Source organism: Kitasatospora setae KM-6054, assembly GCF_000269985.1.
Lineage (GTDB): Bacteria > Actinomycetota > Actinomycetes > Streptomycetales > Streptomycetaceae > Kitasatospora > Kitasatospora setae.
The window spans coordinates 5,551,585-5,577,247 of the sequence record NC_016109.1; the positions used below are offsets into that span (position 1 = coordinate 5,551,585).

General features: G+C 74.2%; 22 protein-coding genes. 15 read left to right on the forward strand and 7 right to left on the reverse strand.

Features of this window, described 5'->3' with window-relative positions; all coding sequences use genetic code 11:
• The first annotated feature begins 9 nt into the window (after positions 1-9).
• The 8 genes from KSE_RS24750 (at position 10) to KSE_RS24785 (ending at position 7,361) form a co-directional block, all read left to right on the forward strand.
• Positions 10-567, forward strand: a complete 558-nt coding sequence (locus KSE_RS24750; protein WP_014138092.1) for a F0F1 ATP synthase subunit B — start codon at positions 10-12, stop codon at positions 565-567.
• Positions 564-1,379 carry a F0F1 ATP synthase subunit delta gene (locus KSE_RS24755; protein ID WP_014138093.1) on the forward strand — a complete coding sequence of 272 codons (816 nt, stop codon included), beginning with the start codon at positions 564-566 and terminating at the stop codon, positions 1,377-1,379. Before KSE_RS24750 ends, KSE_RS24755 begins: the two co-directional genes overlap by 4 nt.
• Positions 1,380-1,533: 154 nt before the next feature.
• Positions 1,534-3,108 carry a F0F1 ATP synthase subunit alpha gene (gene atpA, locus KSE_RS24760; RefSeq protein WP_014138094.1) on the forward strand — a complete coding sequence of 525 codons (1,575 nt, stop codon included), beginning with the start codon at positions 1,534-1,536 and terminating at the stop codon, positions 3,106-3,108.
• Positions 3,109-3,141: 33 nt separating this feature from the next.
• Positions 3,142-4,056, forward strand: coding sequence for a F0F1 ATP synthase subunit gamma (locus KSE_RS24765; RefSeq protein ID WP_014138095.1), 915 nt, complete (start codon positions 3,142-3,144; stop codon positions 4,054-4,056).
• Positions 4,057-4,058: 2 nt separating this feature from the next.
• On the forward strand, positions 4,059-5,513 hold the full coding sequence (atpD, locus tag KSE_RS24770) for a F0F1 ATP synthase subunit beta (protein ID WP_014138096.1): 1,455 nt from the start codon (positions 4,059-4,061) through the stop codon (positions 5,511-5,513).
• A gap of 217 nt (positions 5,514-5,730) precedes the next feature.
• On the forward strand, positions 5,731-6,114 hold the full coding sequence (locus KSE_RS24775) for a F0F1 ATP synthase subunit epsilon (RefSeq protein ID WP_014138097.1): 384 nt from the start codon (positions 5,731-5,733) through the stop codon (positions 6,112-6,114).
• A gap of 128 nt (positions 6,115-6,242) precedes the next feature.
• Complete coding sequence (locus tag KSE_RS24780) at positions 6,243-6,743, forward strand: DUF2550 domain-containing protein (RefSeq protein ID WP_033259083.1); 501 nt, start codon at positions 6,243-6,245, stop codon at positions 6,741-6,743.
• Positions 6,744-6,788: 45 nt separating this feature from the next.
• The gene (locus tag KSE_RS24785; protein ID WP_014138099.1) at positions 6,789-7,361 is read left to right on the forward strand and encodes a cob(I)yrinic acid a,c-diamide adenosyltransferase; all 573 of its coding nucleotides are present in this window, start codon (positions 6,789-6,791) and stop codon (positions 7,359-7,361) included.
• Positions 7,362-7,385: 24 nt separating this feature from the next.
• Here KSE_RS24785 and KSE_RS24790 read toward each other — a convergent pair whose 3' ends face one another.
• Complete coding sequence (locus KSE_RS24790) at positions 7,386-7,916, reverse strand: hypothetical protein (protein ID WP_014138100.1); 531 nt, start codon at positions 7,914-7,916, stop codon at positions 7,386-7,388.
• Positions 7,917-8,048: 132 nt separating this feature from the next.
• Between KSE_RS24790 and KSE_RS24795 the strand changes: the two genes are divergently transcribed.
• From KSE_RS24795 to KSE_RS24810, 4 genes are all read left to right on the forward strand, one after another.
• Positions 8,049-9,254, forward strand: coding sequence for a sensor histidine kinase (locus tag KSE_RS24795; RefSeq protein ID WP_014138101.1), 1,206 nt, complete (start codon positions 8,049-8,051; stop codon positions 9,252-9,254).
• Complete coding sequence (locus KSE_RS24800) at positions 9,251-9,919, forward strand: response regulator (RefSeq protein ID WP_014138102.1); 669 nt, start codon at positions 9,251-9,253, stop codon at positions 9,917-9,919. Before KSE_RS24795 ends, KSE_RS24800 begins: the two co-directional genes overlap by 4 nt.
• Positions 9,920-10,368: 449 nt before the next feature.
• Positions 10,369-10,704, forward strand: coding sequence for an STAS domain-containing protein (locus KSE_RS24805; RefSeq protein ID WP_014138103.1), 336 nt, complete (start codon positions 10,369-10,371; stop codon positions 10,702-10,704).
• 279 nt (positions 10,705-10,983) lie between these two features.
• On the forward strand, positions 10,984-13,449 hold the full coding sequence (locus KSE_RS24810; RefSeq protein WP_014138104.1) for a hypothetical protein: 2,466 nt from the start codon (positions 10,984-10,986) through the stop codon (positions 13,447-13,449).
• Between the two features lie 139 nt (positions 13,450-13,588).
• Here the strand turns inward: KSE_RS24810 and nucS are convergent, their stop codons facing one another.
• A complete protein-coding gene (nucS, locus tag KSE_RS24815) occupies positions 13,589-14,248 on the reverse strand; it encodes an endonuclease NucS (RefSeq protein ID WP_014138105.1) in 660 nt (219 codons plus the stop codon).
• 565 nt (positions 14,249-14,813) lie between these two features.
• Here nucS and KSE_RS24820 point away from each other — a divergent pair.
• Entirely contained in the window at positions 14,814-15,206 is a 393-nt protein-coding gene (locus tag KSE_RS24820; protein WP_014138106.1) for an SCO5389 family protein, read from the forward strand.
• A 133-nt stretch (positions 15,207-15,339) separates the two neighbouring features.
• Here KSE_RS24820 and KSE_RS24825 read toward each other — a convergent pair whose 3' ends face one another.
• Entirely contained in the window at positions 15,340-16,449 is a 1,110-nt protein-coding gene (locus tag KSE_RS24825) for an LLM class flavin-dependent oxidoreductase (protein WP_033259724.1), read from the reverse strand.
• A gap of 578 nt (positions 16,450-17,027) precedes the next feature.
• Here KSE_RS24825 and KSE_RS24830 point away from each other — a divergent pair.
• The gene (locus KSE_RS24830; RefSeq protein ID WP_014138108.1) at positions 17,028-17,342 is read left to right on the forward strand and encodes a hypothetical protein; all 315 of its coding nucleotides are present in this window, start codon (positions 17,028-17,030) and stop codon (positions 17,340-17,342) included.
• A 7-nt stretch (positions 17,343-17,349) separates the two neighbouring features.
• On the opposite strand, the gene KSE_RS24835 is transcribed toward KSE_RS24830, so the two are convergent.
• Together KSE_RS24835 and KSE_RS24840 are read right to left on the reverse strand one after the other, a co-directional pair.
• Positions 17,350-18,117 carry an ABC transporter permease subunit gene (locus tag KSE_RS24835; protein WP_014138109.1) on the reverse strand — a complete coding sequence of 256 codons (768 nt, stop codon included), beginning with the start codon at positions 18,115-18,117 and terminating at the stop codon, positions 17,350-17,352.
• 1 nt (position 18,118) lies between these two features.
• Positions 18,119-19,123, reverse strand: a complete 1,005-nt coding sequence (locus KSE_RS24840) for an ATP-binding cassette domain-containing protein (RefSeq protein WP_033259711.1) — start codon at positions 19,121-19,123, stop codon at positions 18,119-18,121.
• 96 nt (positions 19,124-19,219) lie between these two features.
• Here KSE_RS24840 and KSE_RS24845 point away from each other — a divergent pair, with 96 nt between their 5' ends.
• On the forward strand, positions 19,220-20,011 hold the full coding sequence (locus KSE_RS24845) for an alpha/beta fold hydrolase (protein WP_014138111.1): 792 nt from the start codon (positions 19,220-19,222) through the stop codon (positions 20,009-20,011).
• A 97-nt stretch (positions 20,012-20,108) separates the two neighbouring features.
• Here the strand turns inward: KSE_RS24845 and KSE_RS24850 are convergent, their stop codons facing one another.
• Positions 20,109-21,038, reverse strand: coding sequence for a coiled-coil domain-containing protein (locus KSE_RS24850; protein WP_014138112.1), 930 nt, complete (start codon positions 21,036-21,038; stop codon positions 20,109-20,111).
• A gap of 108 nt (positions 21,039-21,146) precedes the next feature.
• Positions 21,147-25,616 (reverse strand): hypothetical protein, encoded by a 4,470-nt coding sequence (locus KSE_RS24855; protein ID WP_014138113.1) that lies wholly within the window; start codon positions 25,614-25,616, stop codon positions 21,147-21,149.
• Positions 25,617-25,663: the final 47 nt, after the last annotated feature.

Sequence of the window (25,663 nt, forward strand, 5' to 3'; positions counted from 1 at the left end):
GGTTCTGATATGACCCCCGAGGTCTTCCTCGCGTCGGAGGAGAAGATGAACCCTCTCCTCCCCGCGTGGCCCGAGGTCATCATCGGCCTGCTCTGCTTCTTCATCGTCTTCGGCCTCCTCGGCAAGAAGCTCCTCCCCAGCATCGAGAAGGTGCTGGGGGAGCGCCGTGACGCCATCGAGGGCGGCATGAAGCGCGCGGAAACCGCTCAGGCCGAGGCCCAGGCCCTGCTGGAGCAGTACCGCGCCGAGCTCGCCGAGGCGCGTCACGAGGCCGCTCGGATCACCGAGCACGCCCGTGAGCAGGGCGCTGCCCTGATCAACGAGATGCGCGAGGAGGGCCAGCGCCAGCGCGAGGCCATCGTCGCGGCCGGCCACGCCCAGATCGAGGCCGACAAGAAGCAGGCGACCGCCGTCCTGCGCCAGGACGTCGGCTCGCTGGCCTCCCAGCTGGCCTCCCGCATCGTCGGTGAGTCGCTGGAGGACCACGCCCGCCAGAGCGGTGTCATCGACCGCTTCCTGGACGAGCTGGAGTCCAAGGCCGCCGCTGCCCAGGGTGCGTCCAAGTGATCGGCGCGAGCCGTGAGGCACTCGCCGCCGGCCGCGAGAACCTCGAGAGCCTGACCGACAACACCTCGGTGGACTCGGCCAAGCTCGCCGAGGAGCTCGCTGCCGTCACCGCGCTGCTGGACCGCGAGGTCTCGCTGCGCCGCGTCCTGACCGACCCCGCGCGGTCCGGTCAGGACAAGGCCCGGCTGGTCTCCTCGCTGCTGAACGGCCAGGTCTCCGGCGAGGCCGTGGACCTGGTCTCCGGCCTGGTCCGCTCGCGCTGGTCCGGGTCGCGCGACCTGGCCGACGCGGTCGAGCAGCTGGCCGCGTACGCCGAGGTCATCGCCGCCGACAAGGCGGGCTCGCTGGACGACGTCGAGGACGAGCTGTTCCGGTTCGGCCGGGTGGTGGCGGGCTCGCACGAGCTGCGCGCCGCGCTGACCGAGCCGAAGGCCGACGCCGCCGCCAAGGCCGCGCTGGTCCGCAAGCTCCTCGGCGGCCGCGCCAACGCCGGCACCGTCCGGCTGGTCGCCAACCTGGTCACCAACCCGCGTGGTCGTAGCCTGGAGGGTGGCCTGGAGTCCTACTCCAAGCTCGCCGCCTCCCGGCGGGGCCGCGTGGTGGCCAAGGTCACCAGCGCGATTCCGCTGTCGGACGTCCAGAAGCAGCGCCTCGCCGCCGCCCTGGCCGGTCTGCACGGCCGCCAGGTGCACCTGAACATCGACGTGGACCCCGAGGTCCAGGGCGGTGTCCGGGTCGAGATCGGCGACGAGATCATCGACGGCACCGTCGCGAGCCGCCTCGAAGGCGCTCGCCAGGGCCTCGAAGGCTGAGCACCAGCACTATCCGACCCTCGGTCGGGCGTCGGTCCACACCAGGTGGGCCGGCAAAACGTACGGCCGGTTCACCCGACCCGGCCGAGAGTCGAGCACTTGCGGCCCTCAATGGCGGGCCGAGGATCGCAAACTAGGAGAGCAGGGAAGCCTGATGGCGGAGCTTACGATCCGTCCGGAGGAGATCCGGGACGCGCTGGCCGACTTTGTCCAGTCGTACCAGCCGGACGCCGCTTCTGTGGAAGAGGTCGGCACGGTCACTGACGCGGCGGACGGCATCGCGCATGTCGAGGGCCTGCCCTCGGTCATGGCGAACGAGCTGCTGAAGTTCGAGGACGGCACCCTCGGCCTCGCGCTGAACCTCGACACCCGCGAGATCGGTGTCGTCATCCTCGGCGAGTTCGGCGGCATCGAAGAGGGCCAGACCGTGCGCCGCACCGGCGAGGTCCTCTCGGTTCCGGTCGGCGACGGCTACCTGGGCCGCGTCGTGGACCCGCTGGGCAACCCGATCGACGGCCTGGGCGACATCGCCTCCACCGGCCGCCGCGCCCTGGAGCTGCAGGCCCCCGGCGTCATGGCCCGCAAGTCGGTCAAGCAGCCGCTGCAGACCGGCATCAAGGCGATCGACGCGATGACCCCGATCGGCCGCGGCCAGCGCCAGCTGATCATCGGTGACCGCCAGACCGGCAAGACCGCCGTCGCCGTCGACACGATCATCAACCAGCGCGACAACTGGCGCTCGGGCGACCCGGAGAAGCAGGTCCGCTGCATCTACGTCGCCGTGGGCCAGAAGGGCTCCACCATCGCGTCCGTCCGCGGCGCCCTGGAGGAGGCCGGCGCGCTGGAGTACACCACCATCGTGGCCGCTCCCGCCTCCGACCCGGCCGGCTTCAAGTACCTCGCCCCGTACACCGGTTCGGCCATCGGCCAGGAGTGGATGTACGACGGCAAGCACGTCCTCATCGTCTTCGACGACCTGTCGAAGCAGGCCGAGGCCTACCGCTCCGTCTCCCTGCTGCTGCGCCGCCCGCCGGGCCGCGAGGCGTACCCGGGCGACGTCTTCTACCTGCACTCCCGCCTGCTGGAGCGCTGCGCGAAGCTGAACGACGCCCTCGGCGGCGGCTCGATGACCGGTCTGCCGATCATCGAGACCAAGGCCAACGACGTCTCGGCGTACATCCCGACCAACGTCATCTCGATCACCGACGGCCAGTGCTTCCTGGAGTCCGACCTGTTCAACGCCGGCATCCGCCCGGCCGTGAACGTCGGCATCTCGGTCTCCCGCGTCGGTGGCTCGGCCCAGATCAAGGCCATGCGCTCGGTCGCCGGCCGCCTGCGCCTCGACCTCGCCCAGTACCGCGAGCTGGAGGCGTTCGCCGCCTTCGGTTCCGACCTGGACGCGGCCTCGAAGGCCCAGCTGGAGCGCGGCGCCCGCATGGTCGAGCTGCTGAAGCAGGGCCAGTACCAGCCGTTCCCGGTCGAGGAGCAGGTCGTCTCGATCTGGGCCGGCACCACCGGTCAGCTGGACGAGGTCCCGGTCGCGGACATCCGCCGCTTCGAGCGCGAGTTCCTGGACAACGTCCGCCTGGAGCACAAGGGCATCCTGGCCGGCATCGTCGAGACCGGCCTGCTGGAGCAGGGCACCATCGACGCGCTGACCGCCGCGATCACGTCCTTCAAGCAGGGCTTCACCACGGCTGACGGCAAGCTGCTCTCCGAGCAGGCCTGAGTCCGGTAGCGAGGGAAAGGACGTAACGACCCAATGGGAGCACAGCTTCGGGTCTACAAGCGCCGCATCCGCTCCGTCACCGCGACGAAGAAGATCACCAAGGCGATGGAGATGATCTCCGCGTCGCGCATCGTCAAGGCGCAGCGCGCGGTGGCCGCCTCCACTCCGTACGCCGACGAGCTCACCCGCGCGGTGACCGCGGTGGCCACCCGGTCCACCGCGAAGCACCCGCTGACCACCGAGAACCCGAACGCGAAGCGCGCCGCCGTCCTGCTGATCACGGCGGACCGCGGCCTGGCGGGCGGCTACTCGACCAACGCCATCAAGCAGTCGCTGGCGCTCGCCGCCCGCCTCCGCGAAGAGGGCAAGGACGTGGTCACGTACATCGTCGGCCGCAAGGGCGTGGGCTACTACGGCTTCCGCAACCTCGCGGTGGCGAACTCCTGGACCGGCTTCTCCGACAAGCCGACCTACGGGGACGCCAAGACGGTGTCGGCTGATCTCATCGCGGCCTTCACCGCGGAGACCGGTGGCGTGGACGAGCTGCACCTGGTGTCGACCGAGTTCCAGTCGATGCTGACGCAGACCGCCGTCGACCACCGCCTGCTGCCGCTCAAGCTCGACGAGGTCGAGCTGAGCGACGGGGCGCCGGCCAAGAACCAGATCTTCCCGCTGTACGACTTCGAGCCGTCGGCGGAGGGCGTCCTCGACGCGCTGCTGCCGCGGTACGTCGAGAGCCGGATCTACAACGCGCTGCTGCAGTCGGCCGCTTCCGAGCACGCCGCCCGCCGCCGCGCGATGAAGAGCGCGACGGACAACGCCGGCGAGCTCATCAAGTCGCTGACGCGGCTTGCCAACTCGGCCCGTCAGGCCGAGATCACCCAGGAAATCAGCGAGATCGTGGGCGGCGCGAACGCGCTGGCCGACGCTAGCGCGGGGAGCGAATGAGTATGACCACCACTGTTGAGCCGACGGGCGCCGGACTGGCCACGGGCCGCGTCGCCCGGGTCATCGGCCCGGTCGTCGACGTGGAGTTCCCCGTCGACGCCATTCCGGACATGTTCAACGCCCTGCACGTCGAGGTGGACAACCCCGACGGCTCGGGCAAGAAGACCCTGACCCTCGAGGTCGCCCAGCACCTCGGCGACGGCCTGGTCCGCGGCATCTCGATGCAGCCGACCGACGGCCTGGTCCGCGGCGCGCAGGTCTCCGACACCGGTTCGGCGATCTCCGTCCCGGTCGGCCAGATCACCAAGGGCAAGGTGTTCAACGCCCTCGGTGAGGTGCTGAACGTCGACAAGGCCGAGTTCGAGTCCCAGGTGCAGGTCAAGTGGCCGATCCACCGCAAGGCCCCGAACTTCTCCGAGCTCGAGTCGAAGACCGAGATGTTCGAGACCGGCATCAAGGTCATCGACCTGCTGACCCCGTACGTCACCGGTGGCAAGATCGGCCTGTTCGGTGGTGCCGGTGTCGGCAAGACCGTGCTGATCCAGGAGATGATCTACCGCGTCGCCGAGAACTTCGGTGGTGTGTCGGTGTTCGCCGGTGTCGGCGAGCGCACCCGTGAGGGCAACGACCTCATCGACGAGATGGTCGACTCGGGCGTCCTGGACAAGACCGCGCTGGTCTTCGGCCAGATGGACGAGCCCCCGGGCACCCGTCTGCGCGTCGCGCTCTCCGCGCTGACCATGGCGGAGTACTTCCGCGACGTCGAGAAGCAGGACGTGCTCCTCTTCATCGACAACATCTTCCGGTTCACCCAGGCCGGTTCCGAGGTGTCGACCCTGCTCGGCCGCATGCCCTCCGCGGTGGGCTACCAGCCGAACCTGGCCGACGAGATGGGCCTCCTCCAGGAGCGCATCACCTCGACCCGCGGTCACTCGATCACCTCGATGCAGGCGATCTACGTCCCCGCGGACGACCTGACCGACCCGGCGCCGGCCACCACCTTCGCCCACCTGGACGCGACCACCGTGCTGTCGCGCCCGATCTCGGAGAAGGGCATCTACCCGGCCGTCGACCCGCTGGACTCCACGTCCCGCATCCTCGACCCGCGGTACATCACGCAGCTCCACTACGACACGGCCATCCGTATCAAGGGGATCCTGCAGAAGTACAAGGACCTCCAGGACATCATCGCGATCCTCGGCATCGACGAGCTGTCCGAGGAGGACAAGGTCACGGTGCAGCGGGCCCGCCGCATCGAGCGCTTCCTCTCGCAGAACACCTACGTGGCGAAGCAGTTCACCGGCGTGGACGGCTCGACCGTTCCGCTGTCGGAGACCATCGAGGCGTTCAACGCGATCGCGGACGGCAAGTACGACCACGTCCCGGAGCAGGCCTTCTTCATGTGCGGTGGCATCGACGACCTCGAGCGCAACGCCGCCGAGCTGCTGAAGAAGTAACCGCAGGCCGGTTGCGCGGCAGACCGAACCGTTGAGGGGTGGTCCCCGGCTCTCAGTCGGGGGCCACCCCTCACCGCTGGATCTGCTGTGATCCCGGTCATTTACGGGCCCTTGGTTTCGTTCCGGGGGCGCGTGACCGTTATTCTTACCGAAACTGCCGAGATCGCCGCCCGTTCGCCCGGGTGCCCGAGGACCGGCAAGAGCCAAGGAGCCCACGTTGGCTGAGCTGCACGTCGAGCTGGTCGCAGCCGACCGCAAGGTGTGGTCCGGTGCGGCCACCATCGTTGTCGCCCGTACGGCCTCCGGTGACACCGGCATCATGCCCGGCCACACCCCGGTGCTGAGCGTGCTGGAGAGCGGTCCGGTCACCATCCGCACCGCCGACCAGGGCACGGTCGTCGCCGCGGTGCACGGCGGCTTCATCTCGTTCGCCGAGAACAAGCTGTCGATCCTCGCCGAGATCGCCGAGCTGGCCGACGAGATCGACGTCGCCCGCGCCGAGCGCGCGCTGGAGAACGCCAAGACCGAAGCCGACTCGCACGCCGAGCGCCGCGCCGAGGTCCGCCTGCTCGCCGCCGGCGGGCTCAAGGCGCAGCACTGAGCCTGATTTGACCTCAGCGACGGTCCCGGGGACGCCGACAGCGTGACCCCGGGACTGTCGTATCAGTTGGTAGGAACGAGCGGTCGTGGGTCGACCGCCACGGGGACGCAGCGAGGAGGTAGGTGAGCATGGTCCTCGCCCTTGTGGTGTGCGCGGCCGTCGTGGTCCTCGCCATTGCCGGCCTGATCGGCTTCGCGGTACGCCGCCGCCTCATCCAGCGGGTGGGCGGCACCTTCGACTGCTCCTACCGCCTGAAAATGCCGGCCGACGCCTCCACGCAGCCGGATCTCGACGAGAACGGCCAACCCACCTCCGCCCCGGTCCCGCAGACCGACGGCAAGGGGTGGGTTTTTGGTATCGGCCGCTACAGCGGCGACTCGATCGAGTGGTTCCGGGTCTTCTCGTACGCCCCCCGGCCCCGCCGGGTGCTGCCCCGCACCGAGATCGAGGTGCTCGGCCGCCGCTACCCGCAGGGCCAGGAGGAACTCGCCCTGCTCTCCGGCTCCGTCGTGCTGCGCTGCCTGCACAAGGGCGCGCCGCTGGAGCTCGCGATGAGCGACGACGCGCTGACCGGCTTCCTGGCCTGGCTGGAGGCGGCGCCCCCCGGGCAGAGAGTGAACGTCGCGTAGGCGGGTGCCGTTAACGTCGGTGAACCCGCCCGCTAGGCTGCGGGCATGGTGAACCTGACCCGCATCTACACCCGGACCGGCGACGACGGCACGACCGCGCTCGGCGACATGAGCCGGACGACGAAGACCGACCCCCGGCTGGTCGCGTACGCGGACACCAACGAGGCGAACGCGGCGCTCGGCGTGGCGCTGGCCGCCGGGCAGTTGGACGACGAGCTGGTCACCGTGCTGACCCGGATCCAGAACGACCTGTTCGACGTCGGGGCGGACCTGGCGACGCCGATCACCGAGGACCCGAAGTACCCGCCGCTGCGGGTCGAGCAGTCGTACGTCGACCGGCTGGAGGCCGACTGCGACCGGTTCCTGGAGGAGCTGGAGAAGCTGCGCAGCTTCATCCTGCCCGGCGGGACGCCCGGCGCCGCCTACCTGCACCTGGCGTGCACGGTGGTCCGGCGGGCCGAGCGGGCCACCTGGGCCGCGATCGAGACGCACGGGGACGGGATCAACCCGCTGACCGCGAAGTACCTGAACCGGCTCTCCGACCTGCTGTTCATCCTGGCGCGGACCGCCAACAAGGAGCGCGGCGACGTGCTCTGGGTGCCCGGCGCGAACCGCTGACGCGGCGTCAGCGCGGGCGCCGCGTCAGCGCGGACGCTTCGGGAAGAGCGTGTAGCTCCCGGCGACCAGCAGGTTGACGCCGACGGCCAGGCCCATCCGCAGGTACCAGCCGTCCAGGGCCGCGGTGCGGGCCGGGTCACCGGCCAGCCACTGCACGGCGGCCACCAGCGCCACCGTGACGGCCGCGCCGAGCAGTGTCAGCCCGCACACGCCCCACTCGTAACGGGCCCGCGCCGCACCGTACTTCGGCATCCCGGCGGGCTTCGGCCCGCCGGGATGCCGGTGCGCGGCGTGGCCGTCCGCCCAGCGGACCAGCCGGCGGCCGTAGGCGAGCGAGAAGCCCACGTACGCGGCCGCCAGGCCGTGCGTCCAGTCGGCGGTGGCGCCGCCGCGTAGGTCGGCGGCGGTCGCGCCGAGGACCACCAGGTCGACCAGCGGGAGCAGCGCCAGCAGCACCGCCCCGGTGCGGCGCCGGCGCAGCGCGTACCGGGTCAGCAGGCCCGCGGCCAGCAGCACCCAGAAGCCGATCTCACCGGCCACGATCAGGGAAACCATGCTTCGATCCTGCGCCCGTACCCGCGCCCGGTCATCGTCCGGTCCGGCGAGCGCGCGGCGCGCGGCGTGCGACTTTCGACGGACGGCGGGTCGTCCGGCCGGTCGTTCCCGCAGCTCGGAAGGGATGCTGGGATGGACCGTGTGAGGCTCACCGCCCGCCAGGAGGACCTGGCCATCGCCGCCGCCGGGCTGCTCGGCGGCCTGCTGCTGCTCGCCTTCGGCGCCTACGACGCCCGCCCCGGGCTGCCGGTCTGGGCGGTCGCGCTGCCGCTGGCCGCGATGGCCGTCCTGGAGTTCGGGCGGCGCCGGTACCCGGTCTGGACGGTCTGCCTGGGCGGGGTGCTGTTCGGCGTCGCCGTCTACCTGGGCTCGCTGATGGCGACCCTGCTGATGTACACCGACCTGCTGTACGCGGCCACCCTGTACGGCCCGGCCCGGATGAGCAAGGTCCTGCAGCTGACCGGTGCCGCCTCCACGCTGGTGCTGTCCGGGCTGACCTGGCGGTACGGGTCGGTGCCCGGGGCGCTGCTGGTCGCGGTCTTCTGCGGGCTGGTCTTCCTCACCCCGGTCTGGACCGCCGACCTGCTGCGGCGGCACCGCGACCGGGCCGAGGCCGAGCGGCTGCGCGCCGAACAGACCGCGCTGCTGGCCGAGTTGGACCGGCGCGGCGCGGTGGTCGCGGAACGCGCCCGGATGGCCCGCGAGTTGCACGACGTGATCGCCAACCACCTGTCGGCGATCGCGATCCACGCCACCGGCGCCCAGGCGGTGGCCCGCCGCCAGCACCGGGACCGGGACGAGCCGCTGGTGGAGGCGCTCGCGGTGATCCGGGAGAACAGCGTGCAGGGCCTGGCCGAGATGCGCCGGATGATCGGCCTGCTGCGCGACTCCGGCGCCGAAGAGCCGTACGCCGCACCGCGGTTGGCCGCCGTCGACGTGCTGCTCGACCAGGCCGGTGCGGCCGGGCGGGCGGCCGGGCTGCGCTTCGAGGCCGTCGAGCACGGCGAGCCGGGCGGGCTGCCCGCGCCGCTGGAGCTCGCCGCGTACCGGATCGTCCAGGAGTCGCTGACCAACGCGGTCAAGCACGCCGCGCCGGGCCTCGTCCGGCTCGACATCCGGTACGGGGAGGACGAGTTGGAGATCACCGTGGCCTCCCCGTACCGGCCGGGGGAGGGGCGGTCGGTGCCCGGGGCGAGGGCCGGCCTGGTCGGGATGGGCGAGCGGGCCCACCTGCTCGGCGGGGAGTTCACCGCCGGGCCGGGCGAAGCGGACGGCGGGGACGTGTGGACGGTGCGGGCGGTGCTGCCGCGGACGGCGGAGGGCGGTGGGCGGGCGTGATCCGGGTCCTGGTGGCCGAGGACCAGGCCGCGGTGCGGGCGGCGCTGGTGATGATCCTGCGCGCCGAGGACGACCTGGAGGTGGTCGGCGAGGCCGCCGACGGCGAACAGGCCGTCCGGCTCGCGCTGGAGCTGCGGCCCGACGTGGTGCTGATGGACATCCAGATGCCCCGGCTGGACGGCGTCGCCGCGACCCGGCAGGTGGTCGCCGCCGGAGCCGCACAGGTGCTGGTGCTCACCACCTTCGACCTCGACGCGTACGTGTGGGGCGCGCTGCGGGCCGGCGCCGCCGGGTTCCTGCTCAAGGACCTGGAGGCCGAGGCGCTGGTCGACGGCGTCCGGACGGTCGCCCGCGGCGACGGCATGCTCGCGCCCTCCGTCACCCGCCGGCTGATCTCCTCCTTCGCCCGCCCCGGCGCCCCCGACCCGGTCGGCCCCGGCGCGCTGGACGGCCTGACGCCCAAGGAGCGCGAGGTGCTCGGCTGCCTCGGGGCGGGCCTGTCCAACGCGGAGATCGCGCTGCGGCTGCGCACCGCCGAGGCCACCACCAAGACGCACGTCAGCCGGATCCTGGCCAAGCTCGGCCTGCGCAGCCGGGTGCAGGCCGCGATCCTCGCCCAGGAGCTCGGCGTGCCCGTCCCGGCGGGCGGCCGGCCGGGCGGCTGAGGGCCGCCTGGCGGCCCGCCGGAGCGGAGGGGTGCAGATCACACCCCCTCCGGCGCAGATCACACCGCCGGATCGCACCACTGCGGTCGCGCTCCCACTAGAGTCCGGCACAGGGCGATGCCGCTCCCGCAGGTGGTCCGTGCTGCCCGGGTGCGGGACGTTCTGGGCGGCCGGGTGAGTTTGCTCACGGTCCGCCCGCAGACGGGTGATTTGGGCGGCAGTCGAGCGTAGGTGTGAGGTGATCCTGCGTATATTCCCTCGGACGGGTGAAGTTGAGGGGCAGTCCGGCGGGTGACAGCAACCTGCGGAACTGGTTCGCCGTCAGATTCAGGAAGGGGCCGCCGCGCGGACGCGGCCCCGCGGGGCACGGACGTTCCCCGGAGGCGCGGGCGCACCGTGGCAGCGGACGTACGGCGGACGTACAGCGGACGGCCGAGGAGGAGGACAGCATGCGCATCACCGGCGACCACACCGGACTGGCCATCGAAGGGCGGCTCGACGTGCGCAGCGCCGCCGACGCCAGGGCACTGCTGCACGCCGCCGTCGACGGCGGCGAGGGCGACCTCGTCCTCGACCTGGCCCGCCTCGAATTCTGGGACGCCACCGGCCTCGGCGTCATCATGGGCACCCACCGCCGGGCCGGCCGGGTCGGCCGCCGACTGGTGCTGCGCGAGGTCCCCGGGCAGTTGCAGCGGCTGCTGGTCGCGACCCGGCTGCACCGGATCCTCGCGGTCGAGGACACCGTCCAGGACCCCTGCGGGACGACGCTGCCCGCGCTGGGCTGACCCGGGCGCGCCTGCCCGCGGCCCGTCGGCCGCGCGGGGTCTGCCGCCGGGTCCTGCCGCGCGGGTCCTCCCGTCGGGGCCCTTCGCCGAGGGGCGCGTTCCGGTTCGCGCGGTGCGCCGCGCTCCCGGGGAGCACGTCCTCTGCGCCGCTGGTCGCGCGCGGTGCGCGGGTGTTCGTGCACGGAGCGGCTAGGTGTCGGAACCACCCCTGTGTGGTGACCCGCCGTGCCCGTGTGGGAAAGTCTCCGCTCAGGTGTCCGAGTGGCGGGGAGCAGCGACGTGGGTCAGCCGAGCGGGGAGTTCCGGGGGGACGGGGTCCGCCCGCGGAGCGGGGAACTGGTCAGCGGGGAGCGGCTGGTGGTGGTCGGCGGGCCGGAGGGCTCGGAGGCCAGGCACTGCCCGGACGAGTGGATGCCGCAGCCGCGCCGGATCCGCGGCCTGGTGCAGGCCCGGCCGGAACTCGGCCCCAGCCCCGCCGTGGGCCCGCTCGCGCTCGGCACCGGACCGACCGACCTGCGGCTGCTGGACCGCGAGGGGGACGTCGCCGCCCTGCTCGACGAACTCCGGGCCGGCCGCTCCGTCCAACTGCTCGGCCAGGCCGGCTCCGGCCGCTCCGCGCTGCTCGCCGCCGTCGCCGAGGCCGCCGCCGAGCTCGCACCGGACGGCGTGGTGCGGCTGAGCGGCTACCGGCGCACCGTCACCGACCTGCTGCAGGACCTGTTCGCCGTCACCCACCAGGCCCCCGACTTCCGGCCCGACCGGGAGCAGCTGGCCGAACTGCTGGCCGGCGTCGCCGCCGTGGTGGTGATCGACGACGTCGGGCCGACCGGCGACGAACTGGTGGAACTGCTCGAACTCGCCCCCGAGTGCGCGTTCCTGATAGCCGCCGCCCCCGACAGCCCGCCCGCCCCGCCCGGCTCCCGGCTGCGCGACCACCTGGTGGCCGGCCTGTCCCGCCCCGCCAGCCTGACCCTCGCGGCCCGACTGGCCGGCCGTCCGCTCGACGAGGTCGAACGGGCCTGGGCGGTCGACCTCTGGTTCGAGTCCGAGGGCCTGCCGCTGCGCTTCGTCCGGGCCGCCGCGCTACTGCGCCAGCGCGACGTCACGGTCGACGCGCTGGTCGCCGCGCAGGAGGACCGGCGGAGCGTGTTCGGCTCCGTCCAGGAGTACGAACTCCCCAGGGACCCGGCCGAATTGGAGCGCGAGCTGCGCCGCCAGGTGCCGCTCCCCTCGGTCGGCGAGAGCGCCGCCCCGGCCCGCCGACTGGTCCAGGGCCTGAGCGAACAGGCCCGGCTGGTGCTGCGCCTCGCACTCGCCCTCGGCGGCGAGTGCCCGACCGCCCCGCACCTGCCCGCGCTGATCGACGTCGGGCTCGGCGAGAGCGCCCTCCAGGAACTCGTCGACGCCGGACTCGCCGTCTCGGTCGGCGGACACCACCGCCTCACCGAAGGCGTCCTGGACGCGCTGCTGCCCGAGGTCGAGGACGACACCAGCGGCCTGCCCGCGCCGTTCGCCCCCGGCGGGATCGCGCAGGGCGCCGCCGAACACCTCGCCTGGTGGGTCGGCCACGCCTCCGTCTCGACCAAGCAGGTCGCCGCCGAGGCCGAGGTGATCCTCGCCGTGCTGCTCGCCGAACGGGACGCCGACCGCCCCGCCCAGGTGATCCGACTGGCCCGGGCAGCCGGCCCCGCGCTCGCCCTGTCACTGCGCTGGGGCGCCTGGGAACGCGCCCTCCAGTTCGGCCTGGAAGCCGCCACCATGCTCGGCGCCCAAGCCGAACAAGGCTGGTTCCACCACGAGTTGGGCGTCCACGCGCTCTGCGTCGGCAACGGGCGGCGGGCCGTCGCCGAACTGGAGGCCGCGATCGCGCTGCGCGCCGCCGCCGGCGAACAGCGCGGCCAGGCCGCCGCCCGCCGGATGCTCGACCTGATCCGGCTGGAGGAGACCGCCGCGCTCACCGCGGGACCGGACAACCCGCCCGCCCGCCGCCGCCGCTCCATCCGGGCGATCGCCCAGGTCGTCCCCGGCCGGCTCCGCAAGCGCGCCCCGCGCGGCGCCCGCAAGACCGTCCTGCTGGCCGGCGCCGCCGTGATGGCGCTCGGCGTGCTCGGCACCGCGATCGGCGTCGCCGCCACCGGCGACGACCGCCCCGGCGACCACCCCGGCAACTCCGCGGACGACCTCCCCCCGCTCGACCCCAGCGCGAGCCCCCGCCGCACCCCCTCGCCGACCCCCACCCCGTCCGCCGGCGACAGCCCCTCCGCGAGCGACAGCCCGACCGCGGACACCACCCCCTCCCCGTCCGCCAGCGGATCGGCCTCGGCCAGCCCCTCCGCCACCCGCAAGCCCACCAGCACGCCCTCCGCGACGGCCACCACGACCAAGCCGGGCGGCACCACCGGCGGGACGACCGGCGGGACGACCGGCGGCGGGGGGACCACCACGGGTGGCACGACCGGCGGCACCACCGGGGGGACGACCGGCGGCACCACCGGGGGCAGCACGGGCGGGACGACCGGCGGGACCACCGGCGGCACGACGGGCGGTACCACGGGCGGGACGACCGGCGGCAGCACGGGCGGGACCACCGGGGGCACGACCGGCGGGACGAGCACCGGGGGCACGACCGGGGGAACCACGGGCGGGACGAGCACCGGCGGGACGACCGGCGGCACGACCGGTGGGACGAGCGCCGGGACCACCGGCGGCACGACGGGCGGGACGCCGACCAGCAGCCCCACCTGACCGCGCCCCGGAGCGGCGGGCCCGGCCCGGCCCCCCGGCGGGCCGGGATCGGTGCCGGCGGCGGGTGCGGCGGAGGGGCGTGCCGGGAGCACGGCGGCGCGCCCCGGCCGGGGGTCTCCGGCCGGCCCGGGGGAGGGGTCTAGAAGAGCTTCAGCTTGTCGTCGTCGATGCCGCGCAGCCCGTCGTAGTCCAGCACGACGCAGCCGATGCCGCGGTCGGTGGCCAGCACCCGGGCCTGCGGCTTGATCTCCTGGGCGGCGAAGACGCCCTTCACGGGGGCCAGCAGCGGGTCCCGGTTGAGGAGTTCGAGGTAGCGGGTGAGCTGCTCGACGCCGTCGATCTCGCCGCGGCGCTTGATCTCCACGGCGACGGTCGAGCCGTCGGAGTCCCGGCAGAGGATGTCGACCGGGCCGATCGGGGTCGGGTACTCGCGGCGGATCAGCTGCCAGCCGGGGCCGAGCACCTCCATCCGGTCGGCGAGCAGTTCCTGGAGGTGGGCCTCCACGCCGTCCTTGATCAGGCCCGGGTCGACGCCCAACTCGTGCGAGGAGTCGTGGTGGACGTCCTCCAGCGTGATGATCAGCTTCTCGCCGGCCTTGTTGGTGACCGTCCACACGCCGTCGGCCTCCTTCAGGGAGCACGGCGGCGACATCCAGTTGAGCGGCTTGTAGGCCCGGTCGTCGGCGTGGATGCTGACGCTCCCGTCGGCCTTCACGATCACCAGGCGCACGGCGGAGGGCAGATGTGCAGCGAGGCGGCCCGCGTAGTCCACGGTGCACTTGGCGATGACAAGACGCATGGGGACAAGCCTAAGGCCCGTCGGGAGTGCCCCCGTCCGTGTTCGATTCCGCGGGGCGGTGGGAGGGGCCCGCGGGCGGCCGGGCGAACGGGGGCCGGAGGGGCCCGAAGCCGAGACGGCCGGTCCGGTCGGGGCGGTGCCGGGAGCCGTTTGGAGCGAGTGCGCGCGGGAGGGGTGTGAACCGGGTGGCGGCGGCGAAACATGGTGACCACGCGGACACGTGTGGTGAAAGGGGCCAGTTCGGCGCACAGGGTTGGGACACGTCGGATTCCGGCCAATCTGCCCCCGGGAGGGGCGTTCGGGGCGGCAATCCGCCGAATCGCCAACCCCGGTGCGGGGGTGCCTGCCACGCTGGTCTGACCCTCCGGCCAGAGACCAGGCGCGCGGTGTCCACCCGACCGTCGCTCCCGTCCGCACTCGAACACGGCGCGCGGTCCACCGCACACCCGTCCGCGCGTTCCCAGCACCCACCGGCCGGTACCACCCACCGCACCACCCTCACCGCACCACCCCCAGCACCGCCGTTTCGGCGACTCCGCCGGAACGGACCGCGAGAGGAGAACCCATGTCGCTCGACGTCTCACCGGCCCTGTTGGAGAAAGCCGAACGGGGCGAGGTCGACGAGCGGGAGTTCGTCGACTGCGTCCGCACCTCGCTGCCCTACGCCTGGGACATGATCAGCTCGCTGGTCGCCCAACTCAAGGTCGACGGAACCGACTTCGCCGACAACGACGTCCCCCCGCCGAGCGAGAAGGAGCGCGGGCAGCTGCTCCGCGCGCTGGCCAGCGACGCGATCCGGGGCGCCCTGCAGCGGCACTTCGGGGTCCGGCTGGCCTTCCAGAACTGTCACCGCGTCGCGGTCTTCGCGCCCGGCGCGGAGACCGAGGAGCGGCACGCCCGCTTCACCTCGATCCGGGGCCAGCTGCTCAACCAGTCGCCCGAGCTGCGCGACTGCTGACCAGGCGTCAGCCGCCGGTGCCGCACGCCGCCCGGGCTCCCGCCCGCGCCCCGCGTGCGCCCGCCGAACGCGGGCCGTCCCGGCACCACCGGGACGGCCCGCGGCCGCCGCGCCCGCTCCGTCCGGCCCGCCCTCAGGACAGCTGCGGCAGCACCTCCGCGCCCAGCCGGGCCAGGTTGTGCAGGGTCGCCTGGGTGTCGCCGGTGCCCTCCGCGAGCAGCGCGAAGCGCCGGATGCCGGTGCGCTCCGCCGTCGCCAGCAGCCGGTCCGCGCACTGCCGGGGCGTCCCCACCGCGTGCAGGTCGCAGAGCAGTTCGGTGTAGGCCCGGGGGTCGCGCATCGTCCGCTCCCGGCCGTCCACCGTGCGGTGCGCGCCCAGGCCGTGCGCGAAGAAGTCCGGCATCGCGCGGAGCAGGCCGGCCCGGGCCGCCCCGGCCCGGTCGTCCACCTGCGCCACGCCCGCCGCCACGTGCTCCCGCTCGACCCGGGCCAGCTGCTCCTCGCCGCGCCCCGCCGCCCGCCAGGCGGCCCGGTACGCGGCCAGCATCGCCCGCTTGTCCTCGTCGCCCGCGTGCATGCCCAGCAGCATCGGCAGGCCCCGCTCGGCGGCCGTCCGGACCCCGTCGGGCGAGGTGCACGCCACCACCACCGGCGGGCCCGAGCGTGCCGGCGACGCCTCGTCCTGGCGCTGCCGGGGGATCACCGCGCCCTCCAGGCCCAGCCAGCCCGCCAGCTCCGTCCGCCGGCTCGACCCGGCCGCCCGCGGCACCACCGCCACCTCCGGGAAGGCGAACTGCGGGCCCGCCGCGTCCACCCGGGAGCCGCGCAGCCAGCGCAGCAGCAGGTCGAGCCGCTCCGGGAAGCCCCGCTCGTACGCCTCCAGGCCGCCGCCGAACACCGCCAGGTCGATCCACGGGCCGCCGCGCCCCACGCCCAGCGTGAACCGGCCGCCCGAGGTCAGGTGCAGCAGCGCGGCCTGCTCGCCGAGCGCCACCGGGTGGCGGGTGCTCAGCACGCTCACCGCCGTCCCCACCCCGATCCGCCGGGTGCGGCCCAGCAGCAGCCCGGCCAGCGTCGCCGCGTCCGGGCAGACCCCGTACGGCACGAAGTGGTGCTCGGCCAGCCAGACCGCGTCCAGGCCGGCCCGCTCGGCGGCCACCGCGGCCGAGACCGTCCGGTCCAGCGCCTCGGCGTGGTCCTGGCCGGGGAACTGCGCGGACAGCAGGAAGGCGCCGACCCGGATCGCGTCCGTCCCGGCGCCCGGCACCTGCTCGGCGGCCGGCCGCTCGGCCGGTACCACCCCGGCGGCCGCCGTCCGCGGCAGGGCGGAACGGACTTCGGGCCGGTCGGTGGTCTTCGTCATCGGGAGCCTGCCTCCATGCGGTGCCGCGCGGGGGCCGCGGGCCCCGCCGTGTCACCACGTGAGTAACCCATGTCATGTGCCAATGGCACGCGGAACCCACGATTTTCCCGGGGAAAGGGTGGATTAACGCCAAACCGGTGGCAGTCGTTCCGGGTCTCGTGCTAATGGTGCGGGCGGGGCCGACGGGACGCTCGGCGACTCCCGGGGTGCAACGGGCGGGGGAGGGGCCGGGTCACTGGCGGCGCAAGCCTGGTTCGAGTGCCGTCCACTTCGCGGGGGGAACCGTGGCGCCGGGCGGGCGCGACGCCCTGCGCCGGTACCCGCGGGCGGCCGGTCCCGGCGTTCGGCCCGATGCCCCGGACCGGCCGCCCGGCCCCGCCGATGCCGGGGACCTGACCCGCCGGCGCGGCGCGGCCCGTACCCTGGGGGGCAGGCCGCATCGGGAAAAGGGGAGTCACGTGTCACCGCGTCGCAACCGGATCGAGAAGTCCGAGGACCGGGGCGGCGGTGCGCCGATGGGCAGTTCGCTGCGGCGGACCGAGGAGTACCAGGGCGAGGACTGGGTGGTGCAGACCGTGGCCGGCACCGCCGGGCGGTTCTACCGGTGCCCGGGCTGCGACCAGGAGATCCCGCCGGGCGTCGGCCACGTGGTGGCCTGGCCCGACCACGGCGGCGGCGTCGAGGACCGGCGGCACTGGCACCGGGCCTGCTGGGGAGCGCGGGGGCGCCGCGGCTCCAACATCCTGCGGGGCCGCGGCGCTCCGAAGTACTGACGGCCGGTCAGGCGTCGCGCTTCTTCAGGACGAGGTAGCCGCCGAGCAGCGCGGCCGCCGTCCAGGCCGCGCAGATCAGCAGGCCGGTCCACGGCCCGTACGGGAGGTCGTCGGTCGGGAAGACCTGCATGATGGCCGAGCCCGCCTGGTCCGGGAAGTAGTGCACGGCGTTCTTCACCACCGGGACGATCGACAGGATCGGCGAGACCAGCAGGATGAACGGCACCAGGATGGCCAGCGCCAGGATCTGGTGCCGCACCATCACCGTGACGCCGGCCGACAGCAGGCAGAGCAGCGTCAGGTAGATCGCGGTGCCGAACACCGCGCGCAGCACGTTCTCCGAGCCCAGCGTGGTGGAGAGCGAGCCGCCGAGCGCGGCCTGGCCGATGAAGAACGCGACGAACACCGTCACCAGCGAGGCGGCCAGGGCCAGCCCGCCCAGCACGGCGGCCTTGGCGGCCAGCAGGGTGCCGCGCTGCGGGACGGCCGCCAGCGAGACCCGGATCATGCCGCTGCTGTACTCGTTGCCGACGGCCAGCACGCCGAACACCACGATGGCGAGCCGGCCGAAGCCGACGCCGATGAACGAGATCGCGGTGGCGTCGAACGGCACGCCGTCCTGGGTGAAGTCGGAGACGTTGTTCCGGGCGACCAGGCTGATCGCCAGGCCCAGCGCGACGGTGATCAGGAACACCGAGGCCAGCGACCAGACGGTGGAGCGGACGCTGCGGATCTTGGTCCACTCGGACTGCGCGACGGCGGGGAACGCGGCCATCTCAACCCTCCTTTCCGGGCGTGCGGTCGTTGTTCCAACCGGCCCCCCAGGCGGGCGGCGGCTGCTCGGGGGCGGCCGCGGTGCCCGGGGCGCCCGTGCTGCCGGCCCCCATGTGGTACTCCACGGAACCCGCCGTCATCTGCATGAACGCCTCCTCCAGCGACGCCTGCTGCGGGCTCAGCTCGTGCAGCGTGACGCCGTGCGCGGCCGCCAGGTCGCCGAGCACCGCCGGGTCGCCGTCGACGACCTCCCAGGAGCCGTCCGGGCCCGCCTCGGCGCGCAGCCCGGCGCCGTGCAGGGCGTTCAGCAGCTGCTCCTGGTGCGGGGTGCGCAGGCGGACGGCGGAGCGCGAGTTGCGCTTGATGAACTCGGCCATCGGCAGGTCGGCGAGCAGCCGGCCGCGGCCGATCACCACCAGGTGGTCGGCGGTCAGCGCCATCTCGCTCATCAGGTGCGAGGAGACGAAGACGGTGCGGCCCTCGGAGGCCAGCCGCTTCATCAGGTTGCGGATCCACAGGATGCCCTCGGGGTCGAGGCCGTTCACCGGCTCGTCGAACATCAGGGTCTGCGGGTCGGCCAGCAGCGCGGAGGCGATGCCCAGCCGCTGGCCCATGCCGAGCGAGAAGCCGCGGGCCCGCTTCCGCGCCACCGCGGTCAGGCCGACCAGGTCGAGCACCTCGTCGACCCGGGCGGTCGGCACCCGGTTGGACTGGGCGAGCCAGAGCAGGTGGTCGTAGGCGGTGCGGCCGGGGTGGACGGCCTTCGCCTCCAGCAGGGCGCCGATCTTCCGCAGCGGGTCCTGGATCTCGGCGTAGTGCCGGTCGTCGATGGTGACGTCGCCGCCGGTCGGGTGGTCCAGGTCGAGGATCATCCGCATCGTGGTGGACTTGCCGGCGCCGTTCGGGCCGAGGAAGCCGGTCACCACGCCCTCCGGGATCCGGAAGCTGAGATCGTCCACGGCCAACTTGTCACCATAACGCTTCGTCAGGTGATGCAACTCGATCATGTGCCTCTCCTTGGTCTGCGCCCAGGTTATGGCAAAAAGCGGATGAATCGGACAACCTGCGTCCGGGGCGTGCCCGCCGGGCCCTACGGTGGAACCATGACCTCGCCCAGCGCGCCGACCGTCCGCGAGAACGGCACCGGCACCCCGCTCGTCCTGCTGCACGCCTTCCCGCTCCCCGCGCGGATGTGGGAGGTCCAACTGGAGCGGGTCCCCGGCCCGGCCGGGGACGACGCCCGGGTCATCGCGCCGGACCAGCGCGGCTTCGGCGCCGCCCCGCTCGGCGACCGGCCCCCGTCGCTGGACACCGCCGCCGACGACCTGGCCGCCCTGCTGGACCGCCTCGGCCTCGAACGGGCCGTCCTGGGCGGCCTCTCGATGGGCGGCTACGTGGCGATGGCCTTCGCCCGCCGCCACCCCGAACGGCTCGCCGGACTCGTCCTCGCCGACACCAAGGCCACCACCGACACCGACGCCGCCCGCGCCAACCGGGAACGCGTCGCCGCCGCCGTCCTGGAGCGCGGCAGCGTCGACCTGCTCATCGAGGAACGGATGGCGGAGAACCTGCTCGCCCCCGGCACCGACCCCGAACTCACCGACGCCGTACGGAATATGATCGCCGAGGCGGACCCGGCCGCGGTCGCCTGGGCGCAGCGCGCGATGGCCGCCCGCCCCGACTCGCTGGACGAACTGGCCGCCCTCGACGTGCCCGCCGCCGTCATCGTCGGCGAACTCGACACCGTCACCCCGCTCAGCGAGGCCCGGATGATGGCCGAGGCGCTCTCCGACGCCGAACTGACCGTCATCCCGGCCGTCGGCCACCTCTCCGCGCTGGAGGCCCCCGAGACCTTCACCGCCGCCGTCCGGGCGCTGCTCAAGCGCGTCAAGTAGCTTCCGGACAGAGCCCGAAGGGGCCCGGAGCGAAAAGCTCCGGGCCCCTTCGGGCACTGCCAGCGGTCGTCCCGACAGGGGACGGGGCGTCAGGGCGTCAGCGGGACTGCTGCGCCGGCACGCCGAGCGAGTCGTCGGTCGGCAGCGAGGCCGCGGCGACGGCCGCACCGGTCAGCGTGGCCAGCATCTCGCGGACGTTGGTCAGCTGCGCGTTGATCGAGTCGCGGCGGTTGGTGAGCGCCGCCAGCTCGCGCTCCGACTCGCTGCGGACCCGGTCGGCCTTCGCGTTGGCGTCGGCCACGATGTCCTCGGCCTGGCGCTGCGCGGTCTCGATGGTCTGGCGGGAACGGCGCTCCGCGTCGGTGCGCAGCTTCTCCGCCTCCAGGCGGAGCTGCTCGGCGCGGTGCTCGATCTCGGCCAGCCGCTTCTCGGCCTTGGCCTGACGGGCCGCCAGGTCGCGCTCGGACTGCTCCCGGCGCTTGGCCAGGTTGGTCTCGAACTCCAGCGCGGCCTGCGCGGCCTTGGTGCGGGTCTCCTCGAAGAGGGCGTCCGCCTCCTCGCGCTTGTTCTGCGCGTCCTTGTTGGCCTCGGCGCGCAGCTGGGCCGCGTCCGACTTGGCCTTGTCGACGATCCGCAGGCCCTCGTCCTCGGCCTTGGCCTTGCGGTCCTTGGCGTAGTTCTCGGCCTCGGTGCGGACCTGCTGCGCGGCGGCCTCGGCCAGCTCGCGGTGCTGCTCGGCGGCGCGGTGCGCCTCGTCGCGCAGGTCCTTGGCCTCCTCCTCGGCGAGGCGGAGGATCTTCTCGACGCGGGCACCGAGACCGGCGTAGGAGGGCTCCGCCTCGGTGACCGCGGCCTGGGCCGTCTGGGTCTCCAGGTGGAGTTCCTCGATGCGCTTCTCCAGCGCGCTGATCCGGGAGAGCGCGCTGTCTCGGTCGGCCACCAGCTTGGCGATCCGCTCGTCGACCTGGGCGCGCTCGTACCCACGGCGTACCAGGTCGAAGCCGTGCGGGGAGTGACTGTCGCTCATGGGATTTCTGGGCTTCCTGTCGTCAAACCGCTGAGATGGTTGAGGGAATCCTGACACGGTACCGGAGTGTCAACGGCGAAACACCGTCGGTTCGCGGACAATGTCCGCTCAATCGGGTGGCGCGCCCCCGGAGCGATTGCCTCCCGATCGCGGAGAGCCCACTCCGGCGCCTGCCTTGGGCCCTCCGTCCTTCTTGCTACCCCCGTTGTGGTGGGCCGGCGGAGCGGGCGCCTCGAACGCCTCCAACGCCGACAACACGTCCTGGACCCGAGAGATCTCGGTGTTGATGTCCTTGCGCCGGCGGACCAGTTCGTCCAACTCCCGCTGGCCCTCGTCGGTCACGCGCTTGGCCTCGGACTTCGCCTCGGCCAGCAGCCGCTCCGCCTCCTCGGCGGCCAGCCGCAGCTGCTCCTCGGCGTCCGAACCGGCCCGGCGGACCCGCTTCTCGGCCTCCTCGTCGGCGCGCTTGAGACGCGACGCGGCCTCGTCGGCCGCTGCCTCCAGCTTCTCCTCCGACTCCATCTCGGCGGCCTTGTACTTCGCCTCCGCCTTGATGATCAGCGCCTCAGCGCGGGTGGTGGAGTCCGCCAGCTTGTTCTCGGCCTCCTTGAGCAGCGTCTCCGCCTTGCGCACCGCGGAGATCCGCACCCGGCCCGCCTCCGCGGACGCCTCCGAGGTCAGCTCGGACGCCCGCGACTCGGCCGCCGCGATCAGCTCCGCCGCCCGCTCCTCGGCCTCCGCGACCTGGGCCTGGGCCTGCTCCTCGGCCTCGGTCAACTGCTCCTGGGCCGCCGTCACCAGCGCGTCCACCCGCTCGCCGGCCGACTTCATCGCCTGCGCGTTCTCCTTGCGGGCCCGCTCGTGCAGCGCCTCGATCTCGGCGTCGGTCCGCTCGCGCAGCTCCTCGGCCCGCTCGCGGATCGCCGTGGAGTCCCGCCGGGCCTCGGAGAGCAGCGCGTCCGCGTCCGAACGGGCCTTCTCCACCTCGGCGGTGCCCCGCGCCTCGGCCTCGGCGCGCAGCCGCTCCGCCTCCTGGCGGGCCGCCGACACCATCGCGTCGGACTGCTCCTCGGCGGCCGCGGCCGTCGCCAGCGCCTCCGCCTGGGCCTCCTCGGCGAGCTGCTCGGCGTCCGCGAACGCCTTCTCCAGCACCGACTTCGCCTGCTCGCGGGTCGCCCGGTCGTACGACTCGGCGGCCTCCCGGGTCTCCCGGTCGAAGGACTCGGCCCGGCCGCGGATGTCCGCGTCGAACTCCTCCGCCAGCGTCCGGGTCGCCAGCGCGTACTCCTCGGCGTCCGAGCGCAGCGCCGCCGCCCGCTCCTCCGCCTCGGCCAGCGCGGCCGCCGCCAGCTCGTCCGCCTCGGCCAGCACGCGCTGCGCCCCGGCCTCCGCCTCGGCCCGCTGCTGCTGCGCGAACTCGGCCACCGACGCCCGCAGTTCGGCACTCTCCCGGTCGACCCGCTCCCGCAGCTCGCGGTCGTACGCCTCGGCCGCCGCGCGCAGCTCCGCACCCTCCCGCTCGGCGGTCGCGCGCAGCTCGGCGATCTGGCCGGTGGCCTTCTCGTGCATGCCCGCCACCGACTGGCGGACCTCGGCAGCCTCCTGCTCGGCCGCGGCGACCAGCTCGGCGGCCCGCGCCTCGCCGTTCGCCCGCACCTGCTCGGCGGCCGACTCGGCCCGCTCGCGCAGCTCGGCGCTCTCGCGCTCGGCGGTCGCCCGCAGCTCGCGGTCGTACGCCTCGGCGGCCTCCCGCAGCTCGGCGCTCTCGCGTTCGGCGGTGGCCCGCAGCTCGGCGGTCTCCCGGTCGGCGTTCGCGCGCAGTTCAGCGGTCTCGCGCTCGGCGGTCGCGCGCAGTTCAGCGGTCTCCCGGTCGGCGCGCTCGCGCAGCTCGCTGTCGTACGCCTCGGCGGCCGCACGCAGTTCGGCGCTCTCGCGTTCGGCGACGGACTGCAGTTCGGCGGTCTCCCGCTCGGCGACGGACCGCAGCTCGCGGTCGTACGCCTCCGCGGCCTCCCGCAGTTCGGCGCTCTCGCGCTCGGTGCGCTCGCGCAGTTCGGCGCTCTCGCGTTCGGCGGTGGCCCGCAGTTCGCGGTCGTACGCGTCGGCCTCCTCGCGCAGCCGGGCCGCCTCGGCCCGGTCGGCGGCGGAGTCGGCGCCCAGCGCCTCGGCGTCCGCGCGGGCGGCGGCCAAGGCCCGTTCGGCCTCGGCACGCAGCTCGGCCGCGTCGGTGTCGGCGCTCTCGCGGGTCCGCGCGGCGTCGGCGGCGGCGGCCTCGCGGACCTGCTCGGCCTCGCCGTCGGCGGCGGCCCGGATCGCGGTGGCCTCGGCCAACTGCTCGGCGGTGCGGGCCTGGTCGCGCTCCAGGTCGGCGCGGGCGGCCTCGCGGGCGGCGGCGGCCTCCTCGCGCAGCGCCTCGGCGGCGGACTCGGCCCGTTGGGCGACCGCGCGGGCGGCCTCCTCGGCGTCGGCCCGGACGGCCCGTCCGGCTTCCTCGGCCTCGGCGCGGTGCCGCTCGGCCCACTGGGCGGTGTCGGCCCGCAGCGCCTCGGCGGCGGCGTCCGCCTCGGCGCGGACGGTGGCGGCCGCGGCGGCGGCCTGCTCGCGCAGTTCGGCGCCGTGCCGCTCGGCGGCGGCCCGGGTCTCCTCGGCGTCGGCCTCGGCGGCGGCGAGCAGTTCGGCGCGGGCCCGCTCGGCGGCGCCGGTGATCTTCTCGCCCTCGGCCCGGGCCCGGGCCAGGGTCTGCTCGGCCCGGCCCTGGACGGCGGCGGCCTGCTCGCGGGTCTCGGCACGCAGCCGCTCGACCTCCTCGCCGGCGCCGGAGCGCAGCGCGTCCGCGTCGGACTTGGCGGTGGTCAGCAGCTCCTCGGCCTGCTTCGCGGACTCCTCGATCTGCACCGCGGCCTGTCGGCGGGCCTCGGCCCGGACCCGTTCGGCCTCGGCCTCGGCGGCGGCGCGCTGCTCCTCGGCCTGCTCGCGGGCCTGGGCGGCCTCGGCCTGCATCCGCTCCAGCTGCTCGCGGATCGAGGCGGCGTCCTCCATGGCGGCGTTCTGCGCCTGCTCGACGGCCTCGCGGGCCTGCTCCAGCAGCGTGCCGGCCTCGGACCTGGCGTGCTCGACCAGCCGTTCGGCCTCGGCGGCGGCCTCGCCCCGGGTGGACTCGGCGTCGGCGCCGGCCCGGGCGAGCACCTCCTCGGCCTGCTTGGCGGCGCGGGCCAGCCGCAGCGCGGCGTCCTTCGCGCCCTCGGCCCGGCCGGCCTCCTCGGCCTCGGCGCGCAGCCGCTCGGCCTCGGCGGCGGCGGCTTCGCGCAGCGCGGCGGTCTCGCCCTCGGCGGCGGCCCGCAGGGCGGCGATCTCGGCCTCGGCCTCGGCGCGCAGTTCGCCCGCGACCGCCTCGGCGGAGCCGCGCAGGCGCTCGCTCTCCTCGCGGGCGGCGGCCTTGGCGGCGTCCGCCTCGGCCTGGACGGTGGCGGCGGCGGAGCGGATCAGCTCGGCCTCGCGGGTGGCGGCGGCCACCATCTTGGCGATCTCGGCGCGGGCGGTGGCGGAGCGCTGCTCGCTGGCGGCGGCGCCGTCGGCGACCTTCCGCTCGGCCTCGCTGGTGGCCTCGGCCTGGAGGCGCTGGGCGGCGGCGGTGGCCTCCTCGCGCATCCGGGCGGCCTCGGCGCGGGCCCGTTCGGTCTCGGCCAGCGCCTCGGCGCGCAGCCGCTCTATCTCGGCGTGGGCGCCGGCCAGGGCGGCTTCGGCGCGCTCCTGGTCGGCGAGGGCCTGCCGCTTGAGGGCGGTGATCTCGGCTTCGGCGGCGGCCAGCTTGTGCTCGGCGGCGGAGTGCGCGTCGGCGAGCTGCTGCTGGGCGGCGCCGAGGGTGGCGGCGCGCTGCTCCTCGGCCTGGGCGCCGGTCTGCTGGGCCTGCTCGGAGGCGGCCCGGAGCAGTCGTTCGGCGTCGGTCTGGGCGCGCAGCAGGGCGGCCTCGGCCTGGGCCTGGGCCTCGCCGCGGGCGGCGTCGACGTCGGCGGCGGTCTGGGCGCGGGCCTGGTCGGCGAGGGCGACGGCCTCGGCGCGGACGGCGGCCATCATCCGCTCGGCCTCGGCCCGGGCCTCCTGGAGCAGGCGCTGGGCCTCCTGCTCGGTGCCGGCGCGGGTCTGCTCCGCCCAGTTGACGTTCTCGTTGACGTGGCGTTCGGCGGCGGCCCGGAACTCGGCGAGCTCCTCCTCCAGCCGGTGGCGCCGGGCGTTGAACTCGGCCTCCAGCTGGGCGGTGCGCTCGGCGGCCTCGGCCATCATCCGCTGGGTGGCGGCCTGCGACTCGCGGACCGCCCGTTCGGCGTCCGCGCGCAGCGCCTCGGCCTGCAGCTCGGCGTTGCGCAGGAGCTGTTCGGCCTGGCCCGAGACGGAGTCGAAGGCACGCGGCTGGGCGAGCTGCCGACGGGCTTCGTGCAGCTTGGCCCGGAGCACCTCCACCTGGTAGGCGAGGTCGTCGGCGTGCTCGATGGTCTTGTCCCGCTCCTTGCGGGCCTTCTCCAGCTCGGCCTCGAACTTGGAGAGGTGATCCTCAACCTCGTAGCGGTCGTAGCCCCGCACTCCGCGGTCCCATCCATCTCCTGGTCGCGTCCTCGACCGGTTCCGCT

Coding starts and splice junctions, on each gene's coding strand:
- KSE_RS24750 (WP_014138092.1), top strand. CDS start 10: ATGACCCCCGAGGTCTTCCTCGCGTCGGAGGAGAAGATGAACCCTCTC.
- atpA (WP_014138094.1), top strand. CDS start 1,534: ATGGCGGAGCTTACGATCCGTCCGGAGGAGATCCGGGACGCGCTGGCC.
- KSE_RS24765 (WP_014138095.1), top strand. CDS start 3,142: ATGGGAGCACAGCTTCGGGTCTACAAGCGCCGCATCCGCTCCGTCACC.
- atpD (WP_014138096.1), top strand. CDS start 4,059: ATGACCACCACTGTTGAGCCGACGGGCGCCGGACTGGCCACGGGCCGC.
- KSE_RS24780 (WP_033259083.1), top strand. CDS start 6,243: ATGGTCCTCGCCCTTGTGGTGTGCGCGGCCGTCGTGGTCCTCGCCATT.
- KSE_RS24785 (WP_014138099.1), top strand. CDS start 6,789: ATGGTGAACCTGACCCGCATCTACACCCGGACCGGCGACGACGGCACG.
- KSE_RS24790 (WP_014138100.1), bottom strand. CDS start 7,916: ATGGTTTCCCTGATCGTGGCCGGTGAGATCGGCTTCTGGGTGCTGCTG.
- KSE_RS24795 (WP_014138101.1), top strand. CDS start 8,049: ATGGACCGTGTGAGGCTCACCGCCCGCCAGGAGGACCTGGCCATCGCC.
- KSE_RS24805 (WP_014138103.1), top strand. CDS start 10,369: ATGCGCATCACCGGCGACCACACCGGACTGGCCATCGAAGGGCGGCTC.
- nucS (WP_014138105.1), bottom strand. CDS start 14,248: ATGCGTCTTGTCATCGCCAAGTGCACCGTGGACTACGCGGGCCGCCTC.
- KSE_RS24820 (WP_014138106.1), top strand. CDS start 14,814: ATGTCGCTCGACGTCTCACCGGCCCTGTTGGAGAAAGCCGAACGGGGC.
- KSE_RS24835 (WP_014138109.1), bottom strand. CDS start 18,117: ATGGCCGCGTTCCCCGCCGTCGCGCAGTCCGAGTGGACCAAGATCCGC.
- KSE_RS24840 (WP_033259711.1), bottom strand. CDS start 19,123: ATGATCGAGTTGCATCACCTGACGAAGCGTTATGGTGACAAGTTGGCC.
- KSE_RS24845 (WP_014138111.1), top strand. CDS start 19,220: ATGACCTCGCCCAGCGCGCCGACCGTCCGCGAGAACGGCACCGGCACC.
- KSE_RS24850 (WP_014138112.1), bottom strand. CDS start 21,038: ATGAGCGACAGTCACTCCCCGCACGGCTTCGACCTGGTACGCCGTGGG.